General features: G+C 32.5%; 15 protein-coding genes, 2 tRNA genes and 1 rRNA gene. 9 read left to right on the top strand and 9 right to left on the bottom strand.

The window, feature by feature from the left end; genetic code table 11:
- Positions 1 to 515 precede the first annotated feature (515 nt).
- From AJ930_RS03235 to AJ930_RS03260, 6 genes are all read right to left on the bottom strand, one after another.
- Positions 516 to 592, bottom strand: a tRNA-Ile gene (locus AJ930_RS03235).
- An 8-nt stretch (positions 593 to 600) separates the two neighbouring features.
- Positions 601 to 676: transfer RNA gene (locus tag AJ930_RS03240), tRNA-Ala, on the bottom strand.
- Between the two features lie 102 nt (positions 677 to 778).
- Positions 779 to 2291 (bottom strand): 16S ribosomal RNA (locus AJ930_RS03245).
- A gap of 745 nt (positions 2292 to 3036) precedes the next feature.
- On the bottom strand, positions 3037 to 4083 hold the full coding sequence (locus AJ930_RS03250) for a type II asparaginase (RefSeq protein WP_079396326.1): 1047 nt from the start codon (positions 4081 to 4083) through the stop codon (positions 3037 to 3039).
- Positions 4084 to 4168: 85 nt separating this feature from the next.
- Positions 4169 to 5740 carry a single-stranded-DNA-specific exonuclease RecJ gene (gene recJ, locus AJ930_RS03255; protein WP_002860872.1) on the bottom strand — a complete coding sequence of 524 codons (1572 nt, stop codon included), beginning with the start codon at positions 5738 to 5740 and terminating at the stop codon, positions 4169 to 4171.
- The gene (locus AJ930_RS03260) at positions 5727 to 7358 is read right to left on the bottom strand and encodes a CTP synthase (RefSeq protein WP_044779730.1); all 1632 of its coding nucleotides are present in this window, start codon (positions 7356 to 7358) and stop codon (positions 5727 to 5729) included. Before AJ930_RS03260 ends, recJ begins: the two co-directional genes overlap by 14 nt.
- Before the next feature lie 119 nt (positions 7359 to 7477).
- Here AJ930_RS03260 and thyX point away from each other — a divergent pair, with 119 nt between their 5' ends.
- Positions 7478 to 8101: an FAD-dependent thymidylate synthase gene (gene thyX / locus AJ930_RS03265; RefSeq protein WP_044778558.1), complete on the top strand. Its 624-nt coding sequence runs from the start codon at positions 7478 to 7480 to the stop codon at positions 8099 to 8101.
- Between the two features lie 119 nt (positions 8102 to 8220).
- On the top strand, positions 8221 to 9606 hold the full coding sequence (locus AJ930_RS03270) for a cation:dicarboxylate symporter family transporter (RefSeq protein ID WP_052782965.1): 1386 nt from the start codon (positions 8221 to 8223) through the stop codon (positions 9604 to 9606).
- A 38-nt stretch (positions 9607 to 9644) separates the two neighbouring features.
- Here AJ930_RS03270 and AJ930_RS03275 read toward each other — a convergent pair whose 3' ends face one another.
- Complete coding sequence (locus AJ930_RS03275; protein WP_070274828.1) at positions 9645 to 12014, bottom strand: ribonucleoside-diphosphate reductase subunit alpha; 2370 nt, start codon at positions 12012 to 12014, stop codon at positions 9645 to 9647.
- 15 nt (positions 12015 to 12029) lie between these two features.
- Positions 12030 to 13358 carry an adenylosuccinate lyase gene (purB, locus tag AJ930_RS03280; RefSeq protein WP_044779732.1) on the bottom strand — a complete coding sequence of 443 codons (1329 nt, stop codon included), beginning with the start codon at positions 13356 to 13358 and terminating at the stop codon, positions 12030 to 12032.
- Positions 13359 to 13435: 77 nt separating this feature from the next.
- On the opposite strand from purB, the gene AJ930_RS03285 reads away from it, so the two are divergent.
- From AJ930_RS03285 to dsbI, 6 genes are all read left to right on the top strand, one after another.
- On the top strand, positions 13436 to 14338 hold the full coding sequence (locus AJ930_RS03285; protein WP_070274829.1) for an RluA family pseudouridine synthase: 903 nt from the start codon (positions 13436 to 13438) through the stop codon (positions 14336 to 14338).
- A gap of 111 nt (positions 14339 to 14449) precedes the next feature.
- Entirely contained in the window at positions 14450 to 15322 is an 873-nt protein-coding gene (locus AJ930_RS03290; protein WP_002860866.1) for a fumarylacetoacetate hydrolase family protein, read from the top strand.
- Positions 15323 to 15409: 87 nt separating this feature from the next.
- Positions 15410 to 16324, top strand: a complete 915-nt coding sequence (locus AJ930_RS03295) for a cytochrome-c peroxidase (protein ID WP_044778565.1) — start codon at positions 15410 to 15412, stop codon at positions 16322 to 16324.
- Positions 16314 to 18092 carry a methyl-accepting chemotaxis protein gene (locus AJ930_RS03300; RefSeq protein ID WP_002860864.1) on the top strand — a complete coding sequence of 593 codons (1779 nt, stop codon included), beginning with the start codon at positions 16314 to 16316 and terminating at the stop codon, positions 18090 to 18092. The genes AJ930_RS03295 and AJ930_RS03300 overlap by 11 nt, the downstream gene beginning before the upstream one ends.
- A 106-nt stretch (positions 18093 to 18198) precedes the next feature.
- A complete protein-coding gene (gene dba / locus AJ930_RS03305) occupies positions 18199 to 18366 on the top strand; it encodes a disulfide bond formation protein Dba (protein ID WP_002779270.1) in 168 nt (55 codons plus the stop codon).
- Between the two features lie 11 nt (positions 18367 to 18377).
- Positions 18378 to 19904, top strand: a complete 1527-nt coding sequence (gene dsbI, locus AJ930_RS03310; RefSeq protein WP_070274830.1) for a disulfide bond formation protein DsbI — start codon at positions 18378 to 18380, stop codon at positions 19902 to 19904.
- A 20-nt stretch (positions 19905 to 19924) separates the two neighbouring features.
- On the opposite strand, the gene queC is transcribed toward dsbI, so the two are convergent.
- Positions 19925 to 20599 carry a 7-cyano-7-deazaguanine synthase QueC gene (queC, locus tag AJ930_RS03315; protein WP_002871557.1) on the bottom strand — a complete coding sequence of 225 codons (675 nt, stop codon included), beginning with the start codon at positions 20597 to 20599 and terminating at the stop codon, positions 19925 to 19927.
- A 76-nt stretch (positions 20600 to 20675) separates the two neighbouring features.
- Between queC and AJ930_RS03320 the strand changes: the two genes are divergently transcribed.
- Positions 20676 to 21902, top strand: a complete 1227-nt coding sequence (locus tag AJ930_RS03320) for an HD domain-containing protein (RefSeq protein WP_070274831.1) — start codon at positions 20676 to 20678, stop codon at positions 21900 to 21902.
- The last annotated feature ends 48 nt before the right edge of the window (positions 21903 to 21950 follow it).

The following is a 21950-nucleotide window of genomic DNA, read 5'->3' on the forward strand; positions in this document are numbered from 1 at the left end:
TTATTGATTCTAAAACGCATCACTTCCTTGTTAAAGTTTTTATGATAAGACTTCTTTATCTTAAGACGGAAAGCATTCAAACACTTAATATAAAACTAAATGATTTAGTCTTAACTAAGCTGTGAGTTTGAAACTTGTCTTTAATTTACAAATCTTAAATCTAATATTCTCTTTATTTTAAAGATAAAGATAATTAAAAGATATAAGTTAAACCAAAGAAAAGATAAATAGGTTTTATCCTTTAACAAGTCCTGTAAAATTGTTTTTATTAAAACTTGCTTGTGACTCTTAACAATGATAATTAAAAAGAACATTTAGGTTTAAAACCTAAAGGAAGTATATATTAATATAATCATTATAAATATAAATACATAATGTATATGCTATTTATATCTATTAAAGTATATTCTTTTATAGCTAAAGATAAAAATAAATCTAAGTATTTAGAGTTTATATTTTATCTACTTTATATACTTGCTTTAGATTTTAAAGCTTTTTTATTCAAATCTTTTTTATGGTGGGCCTAACAAGACTTGAACTTGTGACCTCACCCTTATCAGGGGTGCACTCTAACCAGCTGAGCTATAGGCCCTTAATAAATGGTGGAGAATAGCGGGATCGAACCGCTGACCTCCTGCGTGCAAAGCAGGCGCTCTCCCAGCTGAGCTAATTCCCCATAAACAATTAGCTTTATCATCAATCTTTGAAATCTAAACAAGAATCAATTGAGTTTATATATTGAAGTAATAGTTGTGAGACTTATTACTTTGTACTCTAGAAAGGAGGTGATCCAACCGCAGGTTCTCCTACGGTTACCTTGTTACGACTTCACCCCAGTCGCTGATTCCACTGTGGACGGTAACTAGTTTAGTATTCCGGCTTCGAGTGAAATCAACTCCCATGGTGTGACGGGCGGTGAGTACAAGACCCGGGAACGTATTCACCGTAGCATGGCTGATCTACGATTACTAGCGATTCCGGCTTCATGCTCTCGAGTTGCAGAGAACAATCCGAACTGGGACATATTTTATAGATTTGCTCCACCTCGCGGTATTGCGTCTCATTGTATATGCCATTGTAGCACGTGTGTCGCCCTGGGCATAAGGGCCATGATGACTTGACGTCGTCCACACCTTCCTCCTCCTTACGAAGGCAGTCTATTTAGAGTGCTCGGCCGAACCGTTAGCAACTAAATACGTGGGTTGCGCTCGTTGCGGGACTTAACCCAACATCTCACGACACGAGCTGACGACAGCCGTGCAGCACCTGTCTCTAAGTTCTAGCAAGCTAGCACCCTCATATCTCTATAAGGTTCTTAGGATATCAAGCCCAGGTAAGGTTCTTCGCGTATCTTCGAATTAAACCACATGCTCCACCGCTTGTGCGGGTCCCCGTCTATTCCTTTGAGTTTTAATCTTGCGACCGTACTCCCCAGGCGGTACACTTAATGCGTTAGCTGCATTACTGAGATGACTAGCATCCCAACAACTAGTGTACATCGTTTAGGGCGTGGACTACCAGGGTATCTAATCCTGTTTGCTCCCCACGCTTTCGCGCCTTAGCGTCAGTTGAGTTCCAGCAGATCGCCTTCGCAATGGGTATTCTTGGTGATATCTACGGATTTTACCCCTACACCACCAATTCCATCTGCCTCTCCCTCACTCTAGACTATCAGTTTCCCAAGCAGTTTAATGGTTAAGCCATTAGATTTCACAAGAGACTTGATAATCCGCCTACGCGCCCTTTACGCCCAGTGATTCCGAGTAACGCTTGCACCCTCCGTATTACCGCGGCTGCTGGCACGGAGTTAGCCGGTGCTTATTCCTTAGGTACCGTCAGAATTCTTCCCTAAGAAAAGGAGTTTACGCTCCGAAAAGTGTCATCCTCCACGCGGCGTTGCTGCGTCAGGGTTTCCCCCATTGCGCAATATTCCCTACTGCTGCCTCCCGTAGGAGTCTGGACCGTGTCTCAGTTCCAGTGTGACTGATCATCCTCTCAGACCAGTTAAGCGTCATAGCCTTGGTAAGCCATTACCTTACCAACTAGCTGATACTATATAGTCTCATCCTACACCGAAAAACTTTCCCTACTCAACTTGTGTTAAGCAGGAGTATAGAGTATTAGCAGTCGTTTCCAACTGTTGTCCTCTTGTGTAGGGCAGATTAACTATACCTTACTCACCCGTGCGCCACTAATCCACTTCTAGCAAGCTAAAAGCTTCATCGTTCGACTTGCATGTATTAGGCACGCCGCCAGCGTTCACTCTGAGCCAGGATCAAACTCTCCATAATAAACCTTCTTTAGCATCAAGGCAAAGCCTTGACTAAGAAGCAAGCTAAAGGCCTACCCCGCCAACCTAATATAGATAAACTACTTAGATTGCATTAAAGAGATAAACCTTATTACTTTTATAGATAGTTTAATCTTTTTCTTCAAAGAAAAAGTTATATAAAGATTAAAAGAAAAGTTTTTAATCTTTTTAATATTAGATTGAATAGATTTTACATAATTGCTTATGCCTAAATCTTTCTGGCTCAATCGATCACTTATTTAGATTTCAAAGATTGACTAATAAGATTTGAATAACAATACTAAGTTAAAAGAACAAAACAAAAAATCATTTTTAAAAGAAAAGTTTTTAAATTAAAAACAAGATTTATAAAAAAGCTTTTAGTTTTAAATTAAAAAATTAAGAAAGTTAAAAACTCAAATAATTTAAAAACTTAAAAAATCTAAAATAAAGTTAATTTATAAAATCTACTCAGTTAGTGAAACTTTATAATTTAAAAGATTTTAAGTCCTTTTTTCAAAAAAGGAAATGAAAGTATAACCAATTAAACTTAAAAGGGGATTAAATAAAGGATTAAATAGTATAAATATTTGTGTAAGTATTTATATAAGTATTTGGTGGGTTAAAAAATGGGGGCTATATTTTAATGATAATAAAAAATGCAAGATATAATATACTATTATTAGGATTAAAAGGCTTGACTTAGGGAAGATAAATTCCCTAAGTTTAGAAATATTTAAAAAATTTTAATATTTTAAAAAATACTCTTGAATTTTTTTAGGATCACTTGTTTTTGTAAGCGCTAACATAAGCAAAACTCTTGCTTTTTGAGGATTCAAATCTTCAGCACTAATAAAACCTAATTTTTCATCTGAATCACTCACAGCAACACGACCTGCTACAACCCTTGAACTTACAACAACATCAAGTCCTTTTTTTATAAGCTCTTTTAAAACATTTTTTTGATCTTCATGTATACTTCCTGCACCACTTCCTGCAACAACTATGCCCTTAGTTCCATGTTCAAATAAAGCTTTTGCAGCGACACCACTACCATCATTTGAATAGCTATAAAGAATATCTACTTTTGGCAAACTTGTGAGTTTGCTTACATCAAAAGGAGCGTTTTTTGCATGAGCTTTAGTAACATTATTATAGAAAAAGACTTTACCATCTACTATATAACCCAAATCCCCAAAATCAGGAGAAGAGAAAGCATCAACATTTAAACTATGGGTTTTTACTACACCTCTAGCACTTAAAATTTTATCATTCATAGCTACCATAACACCCTTGCCCTTAGACTCTTTATCAGCAGCTAATGCTACAGCATTGTAAAGATTTTTTGGCCCATCTGCACTTATAGCAGTTGATGGACGCATAGCGCCAACTAAAACTACAGGCTTATCACTTTTAATGGTTAAATTTAGAAAATAAGCAGTTTCTTCCATGGTATCAGTACCATGAGTTATAACCACACCATCCACCCCTTCAGCAAAAAGCTTATTGATTTCTTTAGCAAGCTTTAGCCAAATTTCATCACGCATATTTGAACTATCAATATTTGCTATTTGTTCCCCGCTAATATTAGCTAAATCTTGAATTTGTGGAACCGCTTTGATTAAAACATCTACACCAACAACCCCAGCTGTATAACCTGTTGTGGCAACAGCACTATCAATAGAACCTGCTATCGTTCCACCTGTTGCTAAAATAGCAATCTTTGGTTTAGCTTCTGCCATACATGCTCCTATAGATAAAAATACTAATACACATAATAGTAACTTTTTCACAATTCTCCCCTTATTTTGTTAAAATTCGTTTCATTAATGAAACTTATATAATATTAATAAATAATAAATAAAAATTTTATAAAATTTATAAAATTTCTTTAATAACAAATTGTGGAGTTACTAATCCTCTAAATTCATTCTTAGAAATACTTCCAAGCAAAGAAATATTTTGATTCAATTCTGGCTCTTTATCAAAATTAAAAAATAAAGCTTCTATGGTTTTATTTTCCTTGGTTAAAATAAGCTTTAAGTGTTTTTCATCTTTACCTAGAAGTTTTTTATTTTTTACACAAAGATTTTCTAAAACAAAAAAAGGTCGTGGATTTTTATGTCCAAAAGGTTCAAAAGATTCTAAAATTTCAAGCATTTCAAAATCAATTTCGCTAGGTTCTAAGATTCCTAAAATTTCATCTGTATCCAAAAATTCACTTTCAGAAATTTGCGAACATTCTTTTTTGATTTTATTTTTAAATTGTTCAAAATTTTCAGAGTTTAAACTGATTCCAGCGGCACCTTTATGACCACCATAATTGCTTAATATAGAATTTGTCTTAGAAATTAAAGCTAAAATATCAATCTTGCCAACACTTCTTGCACTACCTTTTAAGTGTTCTTTATTTTGAGAAAATACAAAAGCAGGTTTATTAAAATGTTTAGCTAAACGACTTGCCACAATCCCTAAAACCCCTTCATGCCAATTTAAACCCGATACCACAATACAAGAATCGTTTTCATCGATTTGATTTAAACTATCTTCAAAAAGCTGTTTTTCTTCATCTTTACGACTTTCATTAAAACTAACAATTTGCTCTAGATATTCTAAAGCTTTATTAAAATCTTTAGTGTGTAAAAATTCATAAGAAATACTTGCATCATCCATTCTTCCAGCACTATTTATAAGCGGAGCAATTAAAAACCCTATATTATCAAGAGCAAATTTATCCTTTTGATAATAATGCTTAATAGCCCTAAAAGCAGCCCTTTTAGATTTGTTAATATGATCTATACCACGCCTTACTAAAGCACGATTTAAATCTCTAAGTTCCATCATATCTGCAATAATTGCAATCGCCAAAAGTTCTAAAAATTTACACATGTCATATTTAAGCTTGCACACCTCTTTTAAAGCCGCTATCAAATACCATGCAACTTGAGCTCCACAAATTTCAATTTCTGGAAAATCACAATCTTTTTGCTTTGGATTGATAATGGCAAAAGCATCAGGTAAAACATCTTGAGGCATATGATGATCAGTGATAATCAAATCTATATTTTTTTCTTTACAGAGTTTGGCTGCTTCAAGAGCAGCTATTCCATTATCTACTGTTATTATTAAATTTACATCAAGTTCGTTGATAATCTCAGCATTTAATCCATATCCATCTTTAAAACGATTTGGAATTCTTACTATATAATCAAAACCTATATCATCGAAAAATTCTGCCATAATAACACAAGAAATGATTCCATCAACATCATAATCCCCTACTATGGCGACTTTCTCATTTTTTTCTACAGCTTCTTTGATGCGATTAGCTGCTTTATATGCATCCTTTAAACAGCATGGCAAAGGCAGATCACAAAGTTTGGTATGCAAATCTTTTTCAAAGCGTGAAGCCAAAATTTTTTTAATTTCATTTTTATTAATTATCTTCATAGTTTATAGCTGCCTTGATAAAACCGCAAATCACAGGGTTAACATGCTCAAGTCTTGAAGTAAATTCTGGATGAAACTGCACAGCCAAGAAAAAAGGATGACAGTTAAGCTCAACTGCTTCGATCAATCCTTTGCTTTCACCACTTACAATCAAACCGTGTTTTTCAAAATCTGCTCTATATTTTGGATTTGCTTCATAGCGATGACGATGGCGTTCTTTTACACTTTTTGCTTCATTATAAACCTTAGCCAAAAGGGATTTTTCCTTAATATCGCATTTATAAGCTCCTAAACGCATAGTTCCGCCTAAAGGAGTTTTTGCAGTACGAATTTGTTTTTCTCCATTTGTATCCATAAATTCATCAATCAAATAAACCACAGGATTTTGGCATTTCTCATCAAATTCACTTGAATTTGCATCTTTAAGTTTTAATACATTTCTAGCAAATTCCACCAAAGCAAGCTGCATACCCAAACAAATTCCTAAAAAAGGAATTTTATTTTCTCTTGCGTATTGAATGGCTTTTATCTTACCTTCTACACCACGATATCCAAATCCCCCTGCAACTAAAATTCCACTCACATCTTTAAATACTTCAGCACTTTCCATATTTTCAAGTTTTTCACTATCTACCCATTTTAACTCCACTTTAGTATCTAGAGCTGCACCTGCGTGTATAATAGCTTCAGTAAGGCTTTTATAGCTTTCTTTTAAATCCACATATTTGCCTACAAAAGCGATTTTAACTTCATTGCTTGGAGCTATAACTCTTTTTACCAAAGAGTCCCAATTTTCCATATTAGGTTTTAAATTTTTCAAATCCAAAATTTCAGCAATAGGGCTTAAAATATCTTGCTTTAAAAAATTAAGTGGAATTTGATAAATACTAGCCGCATCAACACTTTCTATCACGCAATTTTTTTCTACCCCACAAGAAATAGCAATTTTATCTTTTAAATCCCTATCAAGAGCTTTTTCACTACGACAAATAATCATATCAGGACTAATGCCTATGCGTCTTAACTCGCCTACACTATGTTGAGTTGGCTTTGTTTTTAATTCTCCTGTAGCCTTGATAAACGGTACTAGAGTAAGATGAATATTCATAGCATTATTTTTACCCACTTCCAAACGCAAAGCACGAATAGCTTCTAAAAAAGGCAAGCCTTCTATATCCCCAACAGTTCCGCCTATTTCAACGATGAGTATATCTTTGCCTTCTCCTGCTTTTTTAATGCGATCTTTGATTTCTCCTACTATATGAGGGATAACTTGAATGGTTTTGCCAAGATATTCTCCACGCCTTTCTTTTTCAATCACACTTTGATAAACGCGTCCTGTAGTAAAGTTATTATCTTGAGATAAACTCTCATCCAAAAAACGCTCATAATGTCCCAAATCAAGATCCGTTTCTGCTCCATCATCAGTTACAAAAACTTCCCCATGCTCAAAAGGACTCATGGTGCCTGGATCGACATTGATATAAGGATCAGCTTTTAAAATACTCACTTTAAGCCCTGAATTTTTTAAAAGTGTTGCGATAGAAGCAGCAGCTATCCCTTTACCCAAAGAACTTAAAACTCCGCCTGTTACAAAAATATATTTTGTTTGTTTCATTGATAATAAGCCTTATTTTTTTATCTAATTATAGCTTGATAAAACTTTTTATTTCATTAGAATTTTAAGTAAAAAATGCAAGAATTATAAAAAATATTTTTATCAAAAAAGGAATAAGCATGCAAATCACTTTACTTTTTCACACTCCATTATCTATTTGTTCTCATGCAACAAGAACTTGTTGGCAAAGCTTTGAAAAAGGCGATTGCGGTGGCGAAAAAGATAAAGAACTTATCGATCGCGTGGGTAATAAATTCAAACACGCTTCAACCTTAGAACATCTAAACTATACTTTTTATATACAAGGAATTTCAAGAGCTTGTTTGCAAGAAGTTGCAAGACACCGTCACACTAGTCCTAGTGTAAAAAGCACGCGTTATACCTTAAAAGAACTTCGCAATGAAGCTGAATTTAAAACAGGAGATTTTGAAAATGCAAGCCGTTATCTTGTGCTTTGTGGCAATGAAGAGGTTGATAACGCAAGTATTAAAGCCTTAGAAAATTTACGCACTATTTTACAAAAAAGCATTAGTCTAGATATAGCCAAATACTGCTTACCAGAAAGTTATAAAACCGAACTTACACTAACGATTAATGCAAGAAGTTTGCAAAATTTCATATCTTTGCGTAGTTCAAAATCAGCTCTTTGGGAGATTAGAAATTTAGCAAATGCTTTATTTGAAGCCTTACCACAAGAACACAAATTTATATTTGAACATTGCCTACATAAAGATATAGAATAAATCATACTAATTTTATCTTATTTAAAATATTTTTATGCTACCATTTATAAAATCAAGCTTTATGCAAGTATATTTTCATATACCTTGTGCTTGATTATAGTTTCTTATAAGGACTTTTTATGGATAAACAATTTTTTCAAGATTTTTTAATGCTTTCACAAGCTCATACTATAGCTACTCTTGCTATGCTTTGTGTTGCTTTTTACGCATTAAAAAAAATGCGGGATATAAAAATCAATTTTTCTCTTCGCATGCTATTTGCGCTTTTAATGGGTTTGGGGTTTGGTTTTGCTTTGCAATATTTGGCAAATTTTCCAGATGCTAAAGAAGCAAGTAATATCCTTTGGTATAGTGAAACAAAACATTGGTTTGCATTTGTAAGTTCTGTTTTTGTAGCTTTTATAAAAATGTTGGTTGTTCCCCTTGTAAGCATTTGCATTATAAAAGTAATTATAGAAATTGATAAAAATATCAAAATATCCTCCTTGCTTGGAATAAGTCTTTTTTGGATACTCTTTAGCACAGCCATAGCTGCAACCTTGGGTATATTTTTAGGTTATAGTTTTGATTTAGGAAGTAATTTTGCTATACATGAAGGAGATAAACAAATTCGCGAAATTCAAACTTTTTCAAATATTATACTAGGGCTAATACCTAGCAACATCATTACAGCTATTAATAAAGAAAATATTATAGCTATTGTCATTTTTTCTTTTTTTGTAGGAATTAGTGCTAAAAAAATTTCTAAAAAAGAAGAGTATGAACAAGCCTTTAAAAGTTTTCATAATTTTATCCTAATCTTTTATAATATTATGATGAACATGACTGCTACAGTTATTAGATTTATGCCTTATGCTGTAGTTTGTATGATGGCTAATGTGCTTTTAAGCAATGGTTTTGAAGCTATCAAAACAGCTGGGCTTTTTATAATGCTTATTTATATGGCTATGTTTATAATGTTTGGGGTGCATTTTTTACTTCTTGCTTCACAAGGGCTAAACCCTATAAAATATGCAAAAAAAGCATTTCCTGTATGGTTATTTGCATTTAGCTCAAGATCTTCTTTGGGCACTTTGCCTATGACCACTTCAACTTTGCAAAATAAATTTGGAGTTAATTCAGCTATAGCTAATTTTGTAGCATCTATAGGTACAACAACAGGACTTAATGGTTGTGCAGGATATTTTCCAGCTTTAGCGGCAGTTTTTGTAGCTTTTGCTACACATACACATATTGATTTTACATTTGCTTTAATGATAGTTTTGGTAGCTGTTATTGGATCCTTGGGTATAGCTGGGGTACCTGGAAGTGCAACTATGGCAGCTTCTATTATGCTAGCAGGGATTGGATTTGGTAATAATTTTGTCATGCTAAGTTTGATTTTAGCCATAGATCCTATTATAGATATGGCAAGAACAGCAAGCAATGTCTCAGGAGCTATGACTTCGGCACTTTGTACTGCAAAAAATCTAAAAGCTCTAGATAAAGAAATTTACAATTCTTAATCTTTTAAAACCCAATGCTTTTCATTGGGTTTTAGTATTTATTGGCAACCTTCACATTCTATGCTACGATCTGCAACATTAACTTTTTCACTATCAGGGCTTTCGCTTCTTAAATAATAAGTAGATTTTACTCCAAGCTCCCAAGCGAGTTGATAAATTTCATTTAAATATCCCCCACTTGCTTTATCAAGTGATAAAAAGATATTTAAACTCTGCCCTTGATCGATCCATTTACCACGCACAGCAGCAGCCTTTACAAGAATTTTTTGATCAAGTTCGTAGGCTGGAGTATAGTATTGCCAAGTATCAAGGCTTAAATTTGGCACAACAACAGGTATCATACCACTTAAATTTTGTTCAAACCACTTTCTTTTGTAAACAGGTTCTATAGTCTGCGTAGTACCCACCAAGATAGAAATAGAAGAAGTAGGCGCAATGGCCATCAAATAACCATTTCTCATACCATCTTTTTTAACTTTTTCTCTAAGTTTAACCCAGTCGCATTCACTTTGATCAAATAAGCCTTCTCTTAAAGTTAAAGCTTTAGCCTTAGGACTTGCTACATCAATAGGAAAAATCCCCTTGCTCCAATTTGATCCTTCAAAATCTTCATAAGAACCTTTTTCAAGAGCTAAATTTGAACTCGCATTAATAGCTTCAAAGCTAATTTGCTCCATAATCTCATCGATTTTATTTAAATGCTCATCGCTTCCCCAATGAATCTTAGCCTCAGCAAGCATTTGTGCTTCACCCATCACTCCAAGTCCTATGGCGCGAGATTTTAAATTTGTATCTTTTACTTTTCTATGAGGATAAAAATTTAAATCAATTACATTATCAAGCATACGAATAGCCGTTGGCACAACACGCTCTATATCTTCTTTAGTATATACTTTGCTAAGATTTATACTTGCTAAATTACAAACGGCTGTTTTTCCATCATTTTTATATTTTTCCACTATATAAACTTTATTACCATCAATGCTATCTAAAGTTGATATTTTTTTGGCTAGTTTTTCATATCCCCCATCGATCACAACCTTTTGCTCTTCATCAAAATGAAGCTCATCTCCATTTTCAAAAACTACTTTAATTTGATAATAATTTGGCTCGGTATTTTGAAAAATTTCAGTACATAAATTTGAACTTCTAATAATTCCTACATGAGCATTTGGATTTGCTCTATTAGCACTATCCTTAAAACATAAAAATGGCAAGCCTGTTTCAAAATAATTTAGCAAAATTTTCTTCCAAAGCTCTTTAGCTTCTACGATTTCTTTGGTAATGCTTTCATCTTTTTCATATTCTTCATAGCGTTTTTCAAAAGCCTCGCCATATAAATCACACAAATCCGCTGTATCTGCAGGATCAAAAAGAGTCCATTTATCATTAGCTCTTACTCTCTTCATAAAAAGATCATTGATCCATAAAGCAGGGAAAAGTTCATGAGCACGGCGTCTTTCTTCACCTGAATTTTTACGCAAATCAATAAAATCACTTATATCCATGTGCCAAGGCTCTATATAAACCGCTATAGCCCCTTTTCTAGTACCTAGTTGATCTACTGCCACGGCAATATCGTTGGTAATTTTCAAGAAAGGTATAATCCCTCCTGCGGCATTTTTATGCCCATCTATGCTTCCACCCATAGCACGCACTTTAGACCAATCCCAACCTATACCACCACCAAATTTAGAAAGTAAAGCCATTTCTTGATAAGAATCAAAAATACCTTCAATATTATCAGGGGTTGATCCTATATAACAAGAACTAAGCTGATGGCGCGTTGTTCTTGCATTAGATAAAGTCGGAGTTGCAAGCATGAGTTCAAATTTAGAAATTAAATCATAAAATTTCTTCGCCCATTCTTGAGGATTAAATTCATTCTGCGCTAAAAACATCGCAATGGCCATAAACATTTGTTGAGGAAGTTCTATAGGCATACCTTTACTATCTTTAATCAAATATCTATCATATAAAGTTTTAATACCAAGATAAGTAAATTGCATATCGCGTTCAGGCTTAATATAAGCATTTAAATCATCTAAATCGTATTTTTCTTTAAGACCAAGTAAAATTCTTCCTTCTTTTTCGCCCTTTTCAAAATATTCACGCAAATGATTATAGCGATTCATACCATTAACTTTCTTATACAAATCAAATAAAAAAAGTCTAGCTGCAACAAAGGTCCAATTTGGACAATCAATATCTATCTTATCTACCGCGGTTTTAATTAAAGTTTTTTGAATTTCTTCAGTTGAAATTCCATCGCGAAATTGAATCTTTGCATCGAGTTCAAGTTCGCTTAAATTCACACCTTCTAAATCTTTTACAGCATCAGAGGTGCATTTTTTAATCTTAGAAATATCCAATTCTTCTGTGCGACCATTTCTTTTAATAACTTTCATTGCCTTCCTTGCTTTTTATTTAAATGTTCTTTTAAAAATTGCATCAACATTTTTTGTATAGTAGTTATAATCGAAACATTTTCTTACATCCTCTTCGCTCAAACTTTTTCTTAAATCCTCATCCTCTAAAAGTGCCAACAAAAACAAACTTTCATTTTTTTCATTGATAGCAGCCTTGCCATTTTGCAAATCCGCCCAAACTTTCATAGCATTTCTTTGAACTATTTTATAAGCTTCTTCACGACTAATGCCTTTAAATGGAAGCTCTAAAAGCACCCTCCCTGAAAATACAAGCCCGCCTGTAAGATTTAAATTTTTCATCATATTTTCAGGATAAACCAAAAGCTTATCAACCATATTTGTAAGACGCATAAGCATAAAATCAGCCGTGATAAAAGCATCAGGCAAAATAAATCTTTCGACACTAGAATGAGATATATCTCTTTCATGCCAAAGTGCAACATTTTCTAAAGCTGGAGTTACAAAAGATCTAAGCACACGACAAAGCCCTGTGATATTTTCACTTAAAACGGGATTTCTTTTATGTGGCATAGCTGAACTTCCCTTTTGTCCTACACTAAAATACTCTTCAGCCTCATAAACTTCAGTTCTTTGAAAATGTCTTATGGCTACAGCGATTTGCTCACAACTTGAAGCTAAAATCGCAATAGCAGAAATAACTTGAGCGTAACGATCTCTTTGAATCACCTGATTTGAAACAGGAGCGGCTTTAAGACCTAAATTTTTACAAACTTCTTCTTCAAATTCCAAAGGTGCATGAGCAAAATTTCCCATTGCACCGCTGATTTTTCCATAGCTTATCACTTCTTTTGCATGTTCTAAAAGCTCTTTTGCATGCAAAATTTCATCATACCAAATAGCTAACACCAAACCAAAAGTGATAGGCTCTCCATGAATTCCATGACTTCTTCCTACCATTAAGGTGTTTTTATGCTCCAAAGCACGCTTTTTGATCACTTCTAAAAGCAAAGAAACATCTTCTAAAATAAGCTCCAAACTCTCTTTTATCTGTAAAGCAACAGCTGTATCTATACAATCAGAACTTGTCATTGCATAATGCACAAAACGACTCTCTTCTCCCAAACTTTCACTTACACTTGTAAGAAAAGCGATAACATCGTGTTTTGTGGTTTTTTCTATTTCGTCTATTCTTGCAATATCAAATTTTGCATTTTTAAGAATTTTTTCGCAGTCTGTGTCATTAATGAGACCGAGTTTATTCCAAGCTTTTACAGCAGCTAATTCTACTTTTAACCACGCATCATATTTTGCTTGCATGTCCCATTTTTTAGCCATGATTTCTCTGCTATATCTTTCAACCATCTTTGAAACCTTTTTAGCTATAATTTTATATTTTAAAAAACGGAAATTATATCAAATTATCCTAAGAAAGTTATTAAATGGCCTACATAAAAATAAAACTCTCAAACAATGGAAAAAAGGCGTTTCAAGTCCTTATGGAAAATTTAAAAATTAGCATAAATGAAGCACAAAAACTCATAGACAAAAAAAGACTTTTTTGTGATGGAATTTTAGTAGAAGAAAAGAATAAAATTTTAAATGGTTTAGTAGAGCTTATAGTCTATGAAAACAACCCCAAAGGAGTAGAAATTGTCTTTGAAAATGAAGACTTTGCCATACTTGAAAAAGAAAGTGGGATCTTAAGCCATCCAAATGGTAGACATTGCAAATACAGTCTTAGTGATGAAATTTGGCATCTTTGGGGAAAAGAAGCTTGCGTAGCGCACAGGCTTGATAAAGAAACAAGCGGACTTATACTTGTAGCTAAAAATAAAAAAGCACAAATTGATCTTAAAAGCTTGTTTGAAAAAAAACTAGTTCAAAAAGAATACCTTGCTCTAGCTCATGGAAAAATAGAAGAAAATTTTATAGTTGATAAAGCTATAAATTTAACTAAAAACTACGATGATATAAAAACAAGAATGCAAATTTGCAAAGAAGGAAAACAGGCTATCACTGAATTTGAAATTTTAGAATACTTTCCTAAAATCAACGCCACTCTTTTACTTTGCAAACCCTTAACAGGCAGGCAACACCAAATAAGAGTGCATTTGCACTATAAAAACCATACCATTTTAGGAGATCCGCTTTATGGGCTTAGCAAAGAACAAATCGAAAGCATTTTAGATGAAAAATTAATTCCTAAAGAACGCTTAAAACTTACAGGTGCCTTGCGTTTGTGTTTGCATTCTTATCGTTTGAAATTTCAATATAAAAATCAAAATTTTGATATCAACTCAAAAATAAACATAAAAGAAATTTTCAACAATTCCATAAAATAAAATGATGTTTCACTACGCTACAATCAATCACTTTTTTACCAAATTTTAAAACAAAAAAATAATTCTTGCTAAAACTTTAAGTATAATTAAATAAAAAAGCGAGATTTTTTAATGAAATTTGTTAATTTTATACAGGATCAAAAACCCAATCTAGGAGTACTAAATTCTAGTGGAAAAATTGTAAGTTTTGCTGATCTTGGCATTGAAACTAACGATATGAATGAATTTATTATCTATTTTGATAAATTTAAACACAAGCTTACAGACTTGGATTCTAAAATAGCCTATGAAATTCCAAAAGAAGATTATCTAGCTCCTATTATAGAACCTCGTCAAGATATTATATGTCTTGGGATTAATTTTTTAGATCATGCCAAAGAATCTGCCAAATTTAAGGGTGAAAAATTTGAAGAAAGAGAATATCCTGTATATTTTGGAAAACGCTGCAATCAAGCTACGCCACCTTTTGGTGATATACCTTTACATGCAGATGTAACTTCTCAGCTTGATTATGAATGTGAGCTTGCATTTATTTTAAGTAAAGATGCTTATAAAATCAAAGCTAAAGATGCAAAAAATTATATCTTTGGCTATACTATTATCAATGAAATTTCAGCTCGCGAACTTCAAAAACGCCACAAACAATTCTACCGAGCAAAAAGTCTTGAAGGTAGCACTATAATGGGACCTTATATCACAAGCGTAGATGAAATTTCTTATCCTCCTAAACTCCAACTTCAAAGCTATGTCAATGATGAACTACGCCAAAACTCTAACACCCAATTGTTTATTTTTGATATTGCTTATGTCTTAGAAGAACTTAGCGCGGGCATGCTTTTAAAAGCTGGAAGTATTATATCTATGGGAACTCCTAGTGGAGTGGGCATGGGGTTAAATCCACCTACTTTTTTAAAATCAGGAGATAAAGTACGTTGTGTCATAGAAAATTTAGGAGAACTTTGCAATAAAATAAAAAAACTTTAAATAAAAAATATCAATATATTAAACAATTTACCAAAATTAAAGTATAATGACATTCTGAGAAATTTAAACTTAAGGTAGAAATTTATTATGAAAAAAATAATAATAATTTTATGTTTATCTTATGCAAATATAGTCTTTGCAGTAGATATGATAACCCCTATTCCAAATTCCATCCCTTATGATAAAGAAAAAGCTAAGCTTGGAAAAAGTCTTTATATGGATAAAAGCTTATCCAAAGATGGAAAAGTTTCATGTAATACCTGCCATAGGCTTGATCAACACGGCGTTGATGGACTTGAATTTTCAATAGGAGTTGATAATCAACTTGATAAACCTTTTAACACTCCTACAACCTTTAATTCTGTGTTTAATTTTGTGCAATTTTGGAATGGCAGAGCCAAAGATTTAGCAGAACAAGCAAAAGTGCCTTTTTTTAATCCAAAAGAAATGGGACTAAGTCCTGAACTTCTTTTACAAAAAGTTAATTCTAATGAAGATTATGTAAAAACTTTTAAAAAACTTTATGGAGAAGTTACGGTAGAAAACATAGCTCTTGCAGTTGCAGAATTTGAAAAAACCTTAATCACTCCAAATTCTCCTTTTGATCGCTATCTTAGCGGAGATCAAAATGCTATTTCAGCTCAAGCTAAAAAAGGTTATGAAGATTTTAAAGCTAATGGCTGCATTTCTTGTCATCAAGGTCAAAATATAGGTGGAAATATGTTTCAAAAAATCGGTATTTTTGAAGAATACCCAAATCAAGAAGATTTAGGACGCTATGAAATCACAAAAAGAGAAGCTGATAAAATGATATTTAAGGTTCCTAGTTTAAGAAATATAGCCAAAACCGCGCCTTATTTTCATGATGGTTCTATACCTACTTTAGATGCTTGTGTTCAGTTTATGGCTTACTATCAACTAGGAAAATTTTTAGATCAAAAAACAGTTGATAATATAGTTGCATTCCTAGAAAGCTTGACAGGAGAATATCATGACAAATAAAAAAAGTTCATTTTTGATAAAATTTATTATTTTATCTACGCTAGTTTTAGCTTTTATTCTTGTTTTGCTAGGTATTATTTTTAACAACTACTCCTCATCTAAAGATAATAAAGACTTAATAAACATAGTTCAACAGCTACAAATTTCAGATGAAAAAATCAATTCCGTTTTTCAAAATAGTTTTAATTTTATTAACTATGATCCAAGTGTTCAAGCAATAAAAAAAATGCAAGAAAACTTTAAAAAACTTAAAACTTTTGGGATTGATATAAGCAAAGCGGAAGAAATTTTTAATGCCAAACTAATCCAGCTTAATTATTTCAAATCCGCAAATTCCATAGCGGTAAATTCAAAACTTTATTTGTTTGAATTAGCTAAAAATTATTTTGAAGAATTAGAACAAAACCATGAAACAAATAAAAACAACTATAGAACAATGAGTTCTATGTTAAGCGTTCTTTCAACTGAAAGTATTTTGCAAAAAACAACACTCAATCAACTCAACAGCCTTATGAAAGAAATCAAAAACGATACAAAAAGTGAAAATTTACAACTTTTTCTAAAACACTATAAAATGATTGTAAAACAGATTTCTATTATGCAAGATAATTCTTCTATTTATGAGAATAATTCTCTTATGAAAGAGTTAAAACAACTTAACGCTTTCACTCAAAATGCTGTAGAACAATCTAATTTATTTAAATTTTATATCGCTTTAACAGTATTTGGAATCACTCTTGTATTATTTGTATTTTTTATTTTATTAACACTAAAAAAAGTCATCATGCCAATTCATACTTTAGAAAAACTAAGCGCTAATTTAGCTAGTAAAGAAGCCAATCTACACTCTCGTTTAAATATAGATCCAAAAAGCGAACTTGGACAAAGTGCTCAATATATTAATTCATTTATATCCACCGTTCAAAACTCAATCATAGAAGCCATAGAAAATGCTAAATCAAGTCATCAAAATTCACAAAAGCTCAAAAACAACTCTATGATGCTTGAAAACAGTTCTAATTCACAACATGAACAAATTCAAGGCGTTAAAGAAATCACCTATGTCCTAGATGATCATATCAATCTTGCGGGAAATTTAGCACAAGAAAGCATAGAAAATATGCAAGATATGCACATACTGATGGATAAGGTAGAACTTACTCTATCTGAACTTGTAAATTTAATAAATGAAAATAATGAAAAAGAGCAAAATATAGTAGCCAATATGGATAATCTAACTCAAAGTGCAGATAATATCATAGAAATTACAAGTTCTATTAGAGATATAGCCGATCAAACCAATTTACTTGCCTTGAATGCAGCTATTGAAGCTGCAAGAGCGGGCGAACATGGACGGGGTTTTGCAGTTGTTGCTGATGAAGTAGGTCAACTTGCCGATAAAACAAGTAAATCTCTTTTAAATATAAATGCTACTGTTAATGCTATAGTCCAACAAATCAATGACAACAAAGCCTTGATGGATCTTATCCATGATTCTATGAAAGAAACCTCTTTAAAAACCAATGATTTACAACAAGAACTTGTAAATTCTATGCATAAACTAGAAAGCTCTATAGAATCAACCCAAACCATGAAAGATAAAAGCATGGAAGTAAAAGATAAAATGCTTATCCTAGGAACAAGCATAGACAAGGTTAATGAACTTGCAAATTCTGTTAAAGATTTATCATCCGAAATCAATAATATCTCTCAAAATGTTCTAAATGGTGCGTCTAAACTCTCTGAAAAATTAAGTAGCTTTCAGTAACTTTTTTCGTGTTAATTTAAATTAACACGAAATTTTAATAAAAAATTTATCTTTAATTTATGTTTTTAAAGTAAAATTAACGGTTTTTATTTCATAAGGAGATACTATGGAGTTTCTTGAACTTTTATTAGTTTTAATCGCCTTGATACTGATTATCAAAAAACCAGAAAAAGAAAATTTGGCTTTTGGTTTAGTAATGGTAGCTTGGCTTTTAATGGTTTTTTTCTATGTTGGCCACAAAACAGGCGCACTATTAACAATAATGAATCTGTAAGGGAGGGCTAAATGAACGAAATCAATAAAACAAAAAATTTCTACACACTAATGTGTTTAGCAGGCTTTTTGATCATACTCTTACCTGTAGGTATTGCAAATTTTGTATTTGGTTATATGTTGGGTGATAGTCCCTGCACACTTTGCTGGGGACAAAGAGAAGCAATGATCTTTATCGGTGTGATGGCGCTTTTCATTGTTCGTTATGGTATGAAAGGTAAATACCTTGCTGCTCTTTTAATCATGACAGCAGTAGGCCTTTATCAATCTTTTGCTCACTATGGCAATCACGCTCATAGAGATTTAGATCAAGGTTTTGGTTTAGCAGTTTTTGGTATCCATACTTATTTTTGGGCTGAAGTGGTATTTTGGGCTGTTGTATTGCTTTTAGGTGTGATTTTTGCTTTTGCTCCTAAATTTAATGCTTTTGAAGCAGAATTAAATGGAGAAAAATTTAGAAAATATACGAAATTTTCTCTCGCAGCTGTAGTTATCAGTGCGATTGTAGTAGCTTCAAATGTTTTCCAAGCTTTTGTAAGCACAGGAATTCCTCCTTATGTGGGACAAGGCGATCCTGTAAGATTTAGCTTAAATCCAAAATACATCATTTGGAGTAAAGAAGGTTGGAATGGTTTATGGCAAAATATTTCTTTCTTAGGAAAGCGCGATGTTAAAGCTCCTGATTATGCTTTTGCACCTGCAAGTGAAAAACTTGGCATAAAATTTGATAATGATATCAACAATGCTCCATTTGCAAAAATCAATGATGAGCTTAAAATCACAAATGAACAAACTATAAATTTTGACAAAGCCATCAATACTCTTGATTATATCAACAATGAATTTGTAGCAAGCTCTAAATGGGATGTGGCTTTCTTAGATAATAATTTTAGCGTTAAAGAAGGTTTTGAGCTTGATCCTTATTTTTCAGCTACTATCGATCCAATTATTGGCATCATACCTTATATGAACGATAAATTCATTCTTATGGGCTCAAACAAATCTTTCTTAAGATTTGCAAAAAATCCTAATGCAAGTGAAGAAGATATCGCTAAACAATACGCTGATTTTGTAAAAGGTAATGATAAATTTAAAGGCCAAGGCGAAGGTTTAGGTCGTGGAAGACTTGATACTGTAAGAGCAAAATTTAACCATGTAGCAAGCATGACTACAGATGGAAATTATCTTTATCTTGCAACTGTTCCAAACAACAAAGACGCTAAAACTTTTGTAATCTCTAAAGTTTCTTTAAAAGATCGTGTTCTTTCAGGAGAATTTACTCCAAAAGCGAATCTTAAAGAAGGTAAAACTTTAGGCGATCTTTATGTAACTTCTATGACTTTTAAAGATGGAGAAATTTATGCACTTAGTAAAAATCACAATGTGATTGCCGTAATTGATCCAGTTAAGGAAGAAGTAGTAAAAACTATCGCTTTCCCAAGCTCTATCACTAATGCTAGAAGCATTTTCTTTAAAGATGGAAAAATCAACATTCTTTCTTATCAAGATGGAGCAAACAAGCTTTATACTCTAAACTAAGCTTTAAGTCCTAGTGAAAACTAGGACTTATATTTGATCTTATCTTTAAATCCTGCTTTTTCAAAACCTCTTAAACGAAGTAAACAACTATCGCACTCCCCACAAGCTTCATCTTCACTCTCATAACAAGACCAAGTAAGCTCTAAAGGCACATTTTCTTTTAAAGCTAGTTCTACAATTTTAGCTTTGTTCAGTCTAACAAGCGGAGTTTTTATATAAACTTTGAAATTCTTACTCGTACCTTCATTGATAAATTCTTGTGCCTTTTGTATAAACTCATCAGTACAGTCAGGATAACCACTGCCATCTTCTTCTACTACCCCTATAAAAATACTCTCACAATTTTCCTTTTCAGCCAAAGATCCTGCTATACTTAAGAAAATTCCATTGCGAAAAGGCACATAAGTGATAGGTGGAGTATCACTTATACAAAGCTCATTTTTAGGAATGTCTATACTTTTATCGGTTAAGGCATTACCCCCTATATCTTTGATAAAACTCACATCTAAAATATAAGATTTTTCTACTTTTAAAGCCTTGCAAATTTGCTTAAAACATTCTCTTTCTTTCTCTTGAGTGCGTTGTTCATAATCAAAATGCAAAGCGATGATTTCATAACCTTCTTTTTTGGCTAGATAAGCACACAAAGTACTATCCATACCGCCACTTATGATACAAAGTGCTTTTTTGCTCATTTTTATCCTTAAATTTGCTATAATTTCGCAATTTTAACGAAAATTTTTAAATTTAAATTGCAAAAAAGGTAAAAGCATGATAAACATAAAACTCATAGAACACATTTTTAAAGCCGCTTCTATCAGTCGTTGGAATGATTATCCAAGAATGGCAAATTTAGTGGAACTTGACAAACAAGCTCATAAATTCATCATCGCATATTTTATCGCTAAAATGGAAAAAGATGTGGATATGAGAGTGATTATAGAAGGGGGAATTTTTGAGTTTTTAAGTCGTGTGGTAGTAACTGATATACGCCCTGATGTGTATCATGAAATCGTGCGTCAAAAAAAAGCTGAAGTTAATGCTTGGGTTTTAAGCAAAATCGAACCTATGATAGAAGATATAGAAGAAGGAGAGTTTTTAAAGCGTTTTGAAGCGTATTTAAACGGCAATGCTTATGCTAAAGAAAGACTTATCTTAAAAGCAGCTTCGTATTTTGCTACAAGATGGGAATTTAACATAGTTTATCAAACCTCAGCTTTTTTAAATGATATTGATGAGATTAAAAACAAAGTTGAAGAAGAATTAGAAGATTACTATGAACTTATAGGAGCTAGAAAAATCGCTTTAAATCAAAAAATTGCAAAAATTATTGATCTTAGCGGAAGACTTCGCTTTCAAAAGCGTTGGGCTCAAACTCCACGCATACCAGAAACTGCGGTTTTAGGACATATGCTTGTGGTGGCGATTTTAGGATATTTTTACTCACTAAAAATCAAGGCTTGCGATAAAAGACTTGAGAATAATTTTTATTGTGCTTTGTTTCATGATTTACCAGAGTCTTTAACACGTGATATTATCAGCCCTGTAAAATACGGTATTGATGGGCTTCATGATATCATAAATGATTATGAAATGAAACTTATTAATGAAAGAATTTTACCCTTTGTGCCTGAGGGTTTAAGGGCTGAGTTTTCTTATATTTTAGGTATTAGAGAAGGTAGAAACGATGAGTCGAATTTTGTAAAAAATGAGTTTGAAAATCGCACTTATAAAAATGCTAAAATAGAACTTTGTAGCGGAAGTTTAAGCTCTTTTAATGAAAATGAATTTGGCGCTATAGATGGTAAGGCGCTTAAATACTGTGATAAAATCGCTGCTTTTATAGAAGCAGGACTTAGTATAAGCTATGGTGTAAAGTCTAAAGAACTTGAAAGTGGTTTTTTAGGAATGCATGAGTTTTTTAAAGAAAATCCTACTATAGATGGGGTGAATTTTTTTGAAATTTGTGAAAGTTTAAGAGAGTATTTTAAAATTTAAATAAGATTTTTATACTCCTATTTTCAATATATTTTAAATAAAAATATT

It is taken from the genome of Campylobacter sp. BCW_6871 (assembly GCF_001762325.1).
GTDB classification, from domain to species: domain Bacteria; phylum Campylobacterota; class Campylobacteria; order Campylobacterales; family Campylobacteraceae; genus Campylobacter_D; species Campylobacter_D jejuni.

Bases quoted from the DNA above. Each gene is read 5' to 3' on its own strand.
- recJ (WP_002860872.1), bottom strand. From the start codon at position 5,740: ATGAAGATAATTAATAAAAATGAAATTAAAAAAATTTTGGCTTCACGC.
- AJ930_RS03260 (WP_044779730.1), bottom strand. From the start codon at position 7,358: ATGAAACAAACAAAATATATTTTTGTAACAGGCGGAGTTTTAAGTTCT.
- thyX (WP_044778558.1), top strand. From the start codon at position 7,478: ATGCAAATCACTTTACTTTTTCACACTCCATTATCTATTTGTTCTCAT.
- AJ930_RS03270 (WP_052782965.1), top strand. From the start codon at position 8,221: ATGGATAAACAATTTTTTCAAGATTTTTTAATGCTTTCACAAGCTCAT.
- AJ930_RS03275 (WP_070274828.1), bottom strand. From the start codon at position 12,014: ATGAAAGTTATTAAAAGAAATGGTCGCACAGAAGAATTGGATATTTCT.
- purB (WP_044779732.1), bottom strand. From the start codon at position 13,358: ATGGTTGAAAGATATAGCAGAGAAATCATGGCTAAAAAATGGGACATG.
- AJ930_RS03285 (WP_070274829.1), top strand. From the start codon at position 13,436: ATGGCCTACATAAAAATAAAACTCTCAAACAATGGAAAAAAGGCGTTT.
- AJ930_RS03290 (WP_002860866.1), top strand. From the start codon at position 14,450: ATGAAATTTGTTAATTTTATACAGGATCAAAAACCCAATCTAGGAGTA.
- AJ930_RS03295 (WP_044778565.1), top strand. From the start codon at position 15,410: ATGAAAAAAATAATAATAATTTTATGTTTATCTTATGCAAATATAGTC.
- AJ930_RS03300 (WP_002860864.1), top strand. From the start codon at position 16,314: ATGACAAATAAAAAAAGTTCATTTTTGATAAAATTTATTATTTTATCT.
- dba (WP_002779270.1), top strand. From the start codon at position 18,199: ATGGAGTTTCTTGAACTTTTATTAGTTTTAATCGCCTTGATACTGATT.
- dsbI (WP_070274830.1), top strand. From the start codon at position 18,378: ATGAACGAAATCAATAAAACAAAAAATTTCTACACACTAATGTGTTTA.
- queC (WP_002871557.1), bottom strand. From the start codon at position 20,599: ATGAGCAAAAAAGCACTTTGTATCATAAGTGGCGGTATGGATAGTACT.
- AJ930_RS03320 (WP_070274831.1), top strand. From the start codon at position 20,676: ATGATAAACATAAAACTCATAGAACACATTTTTAAAGCCGCTTCTATC.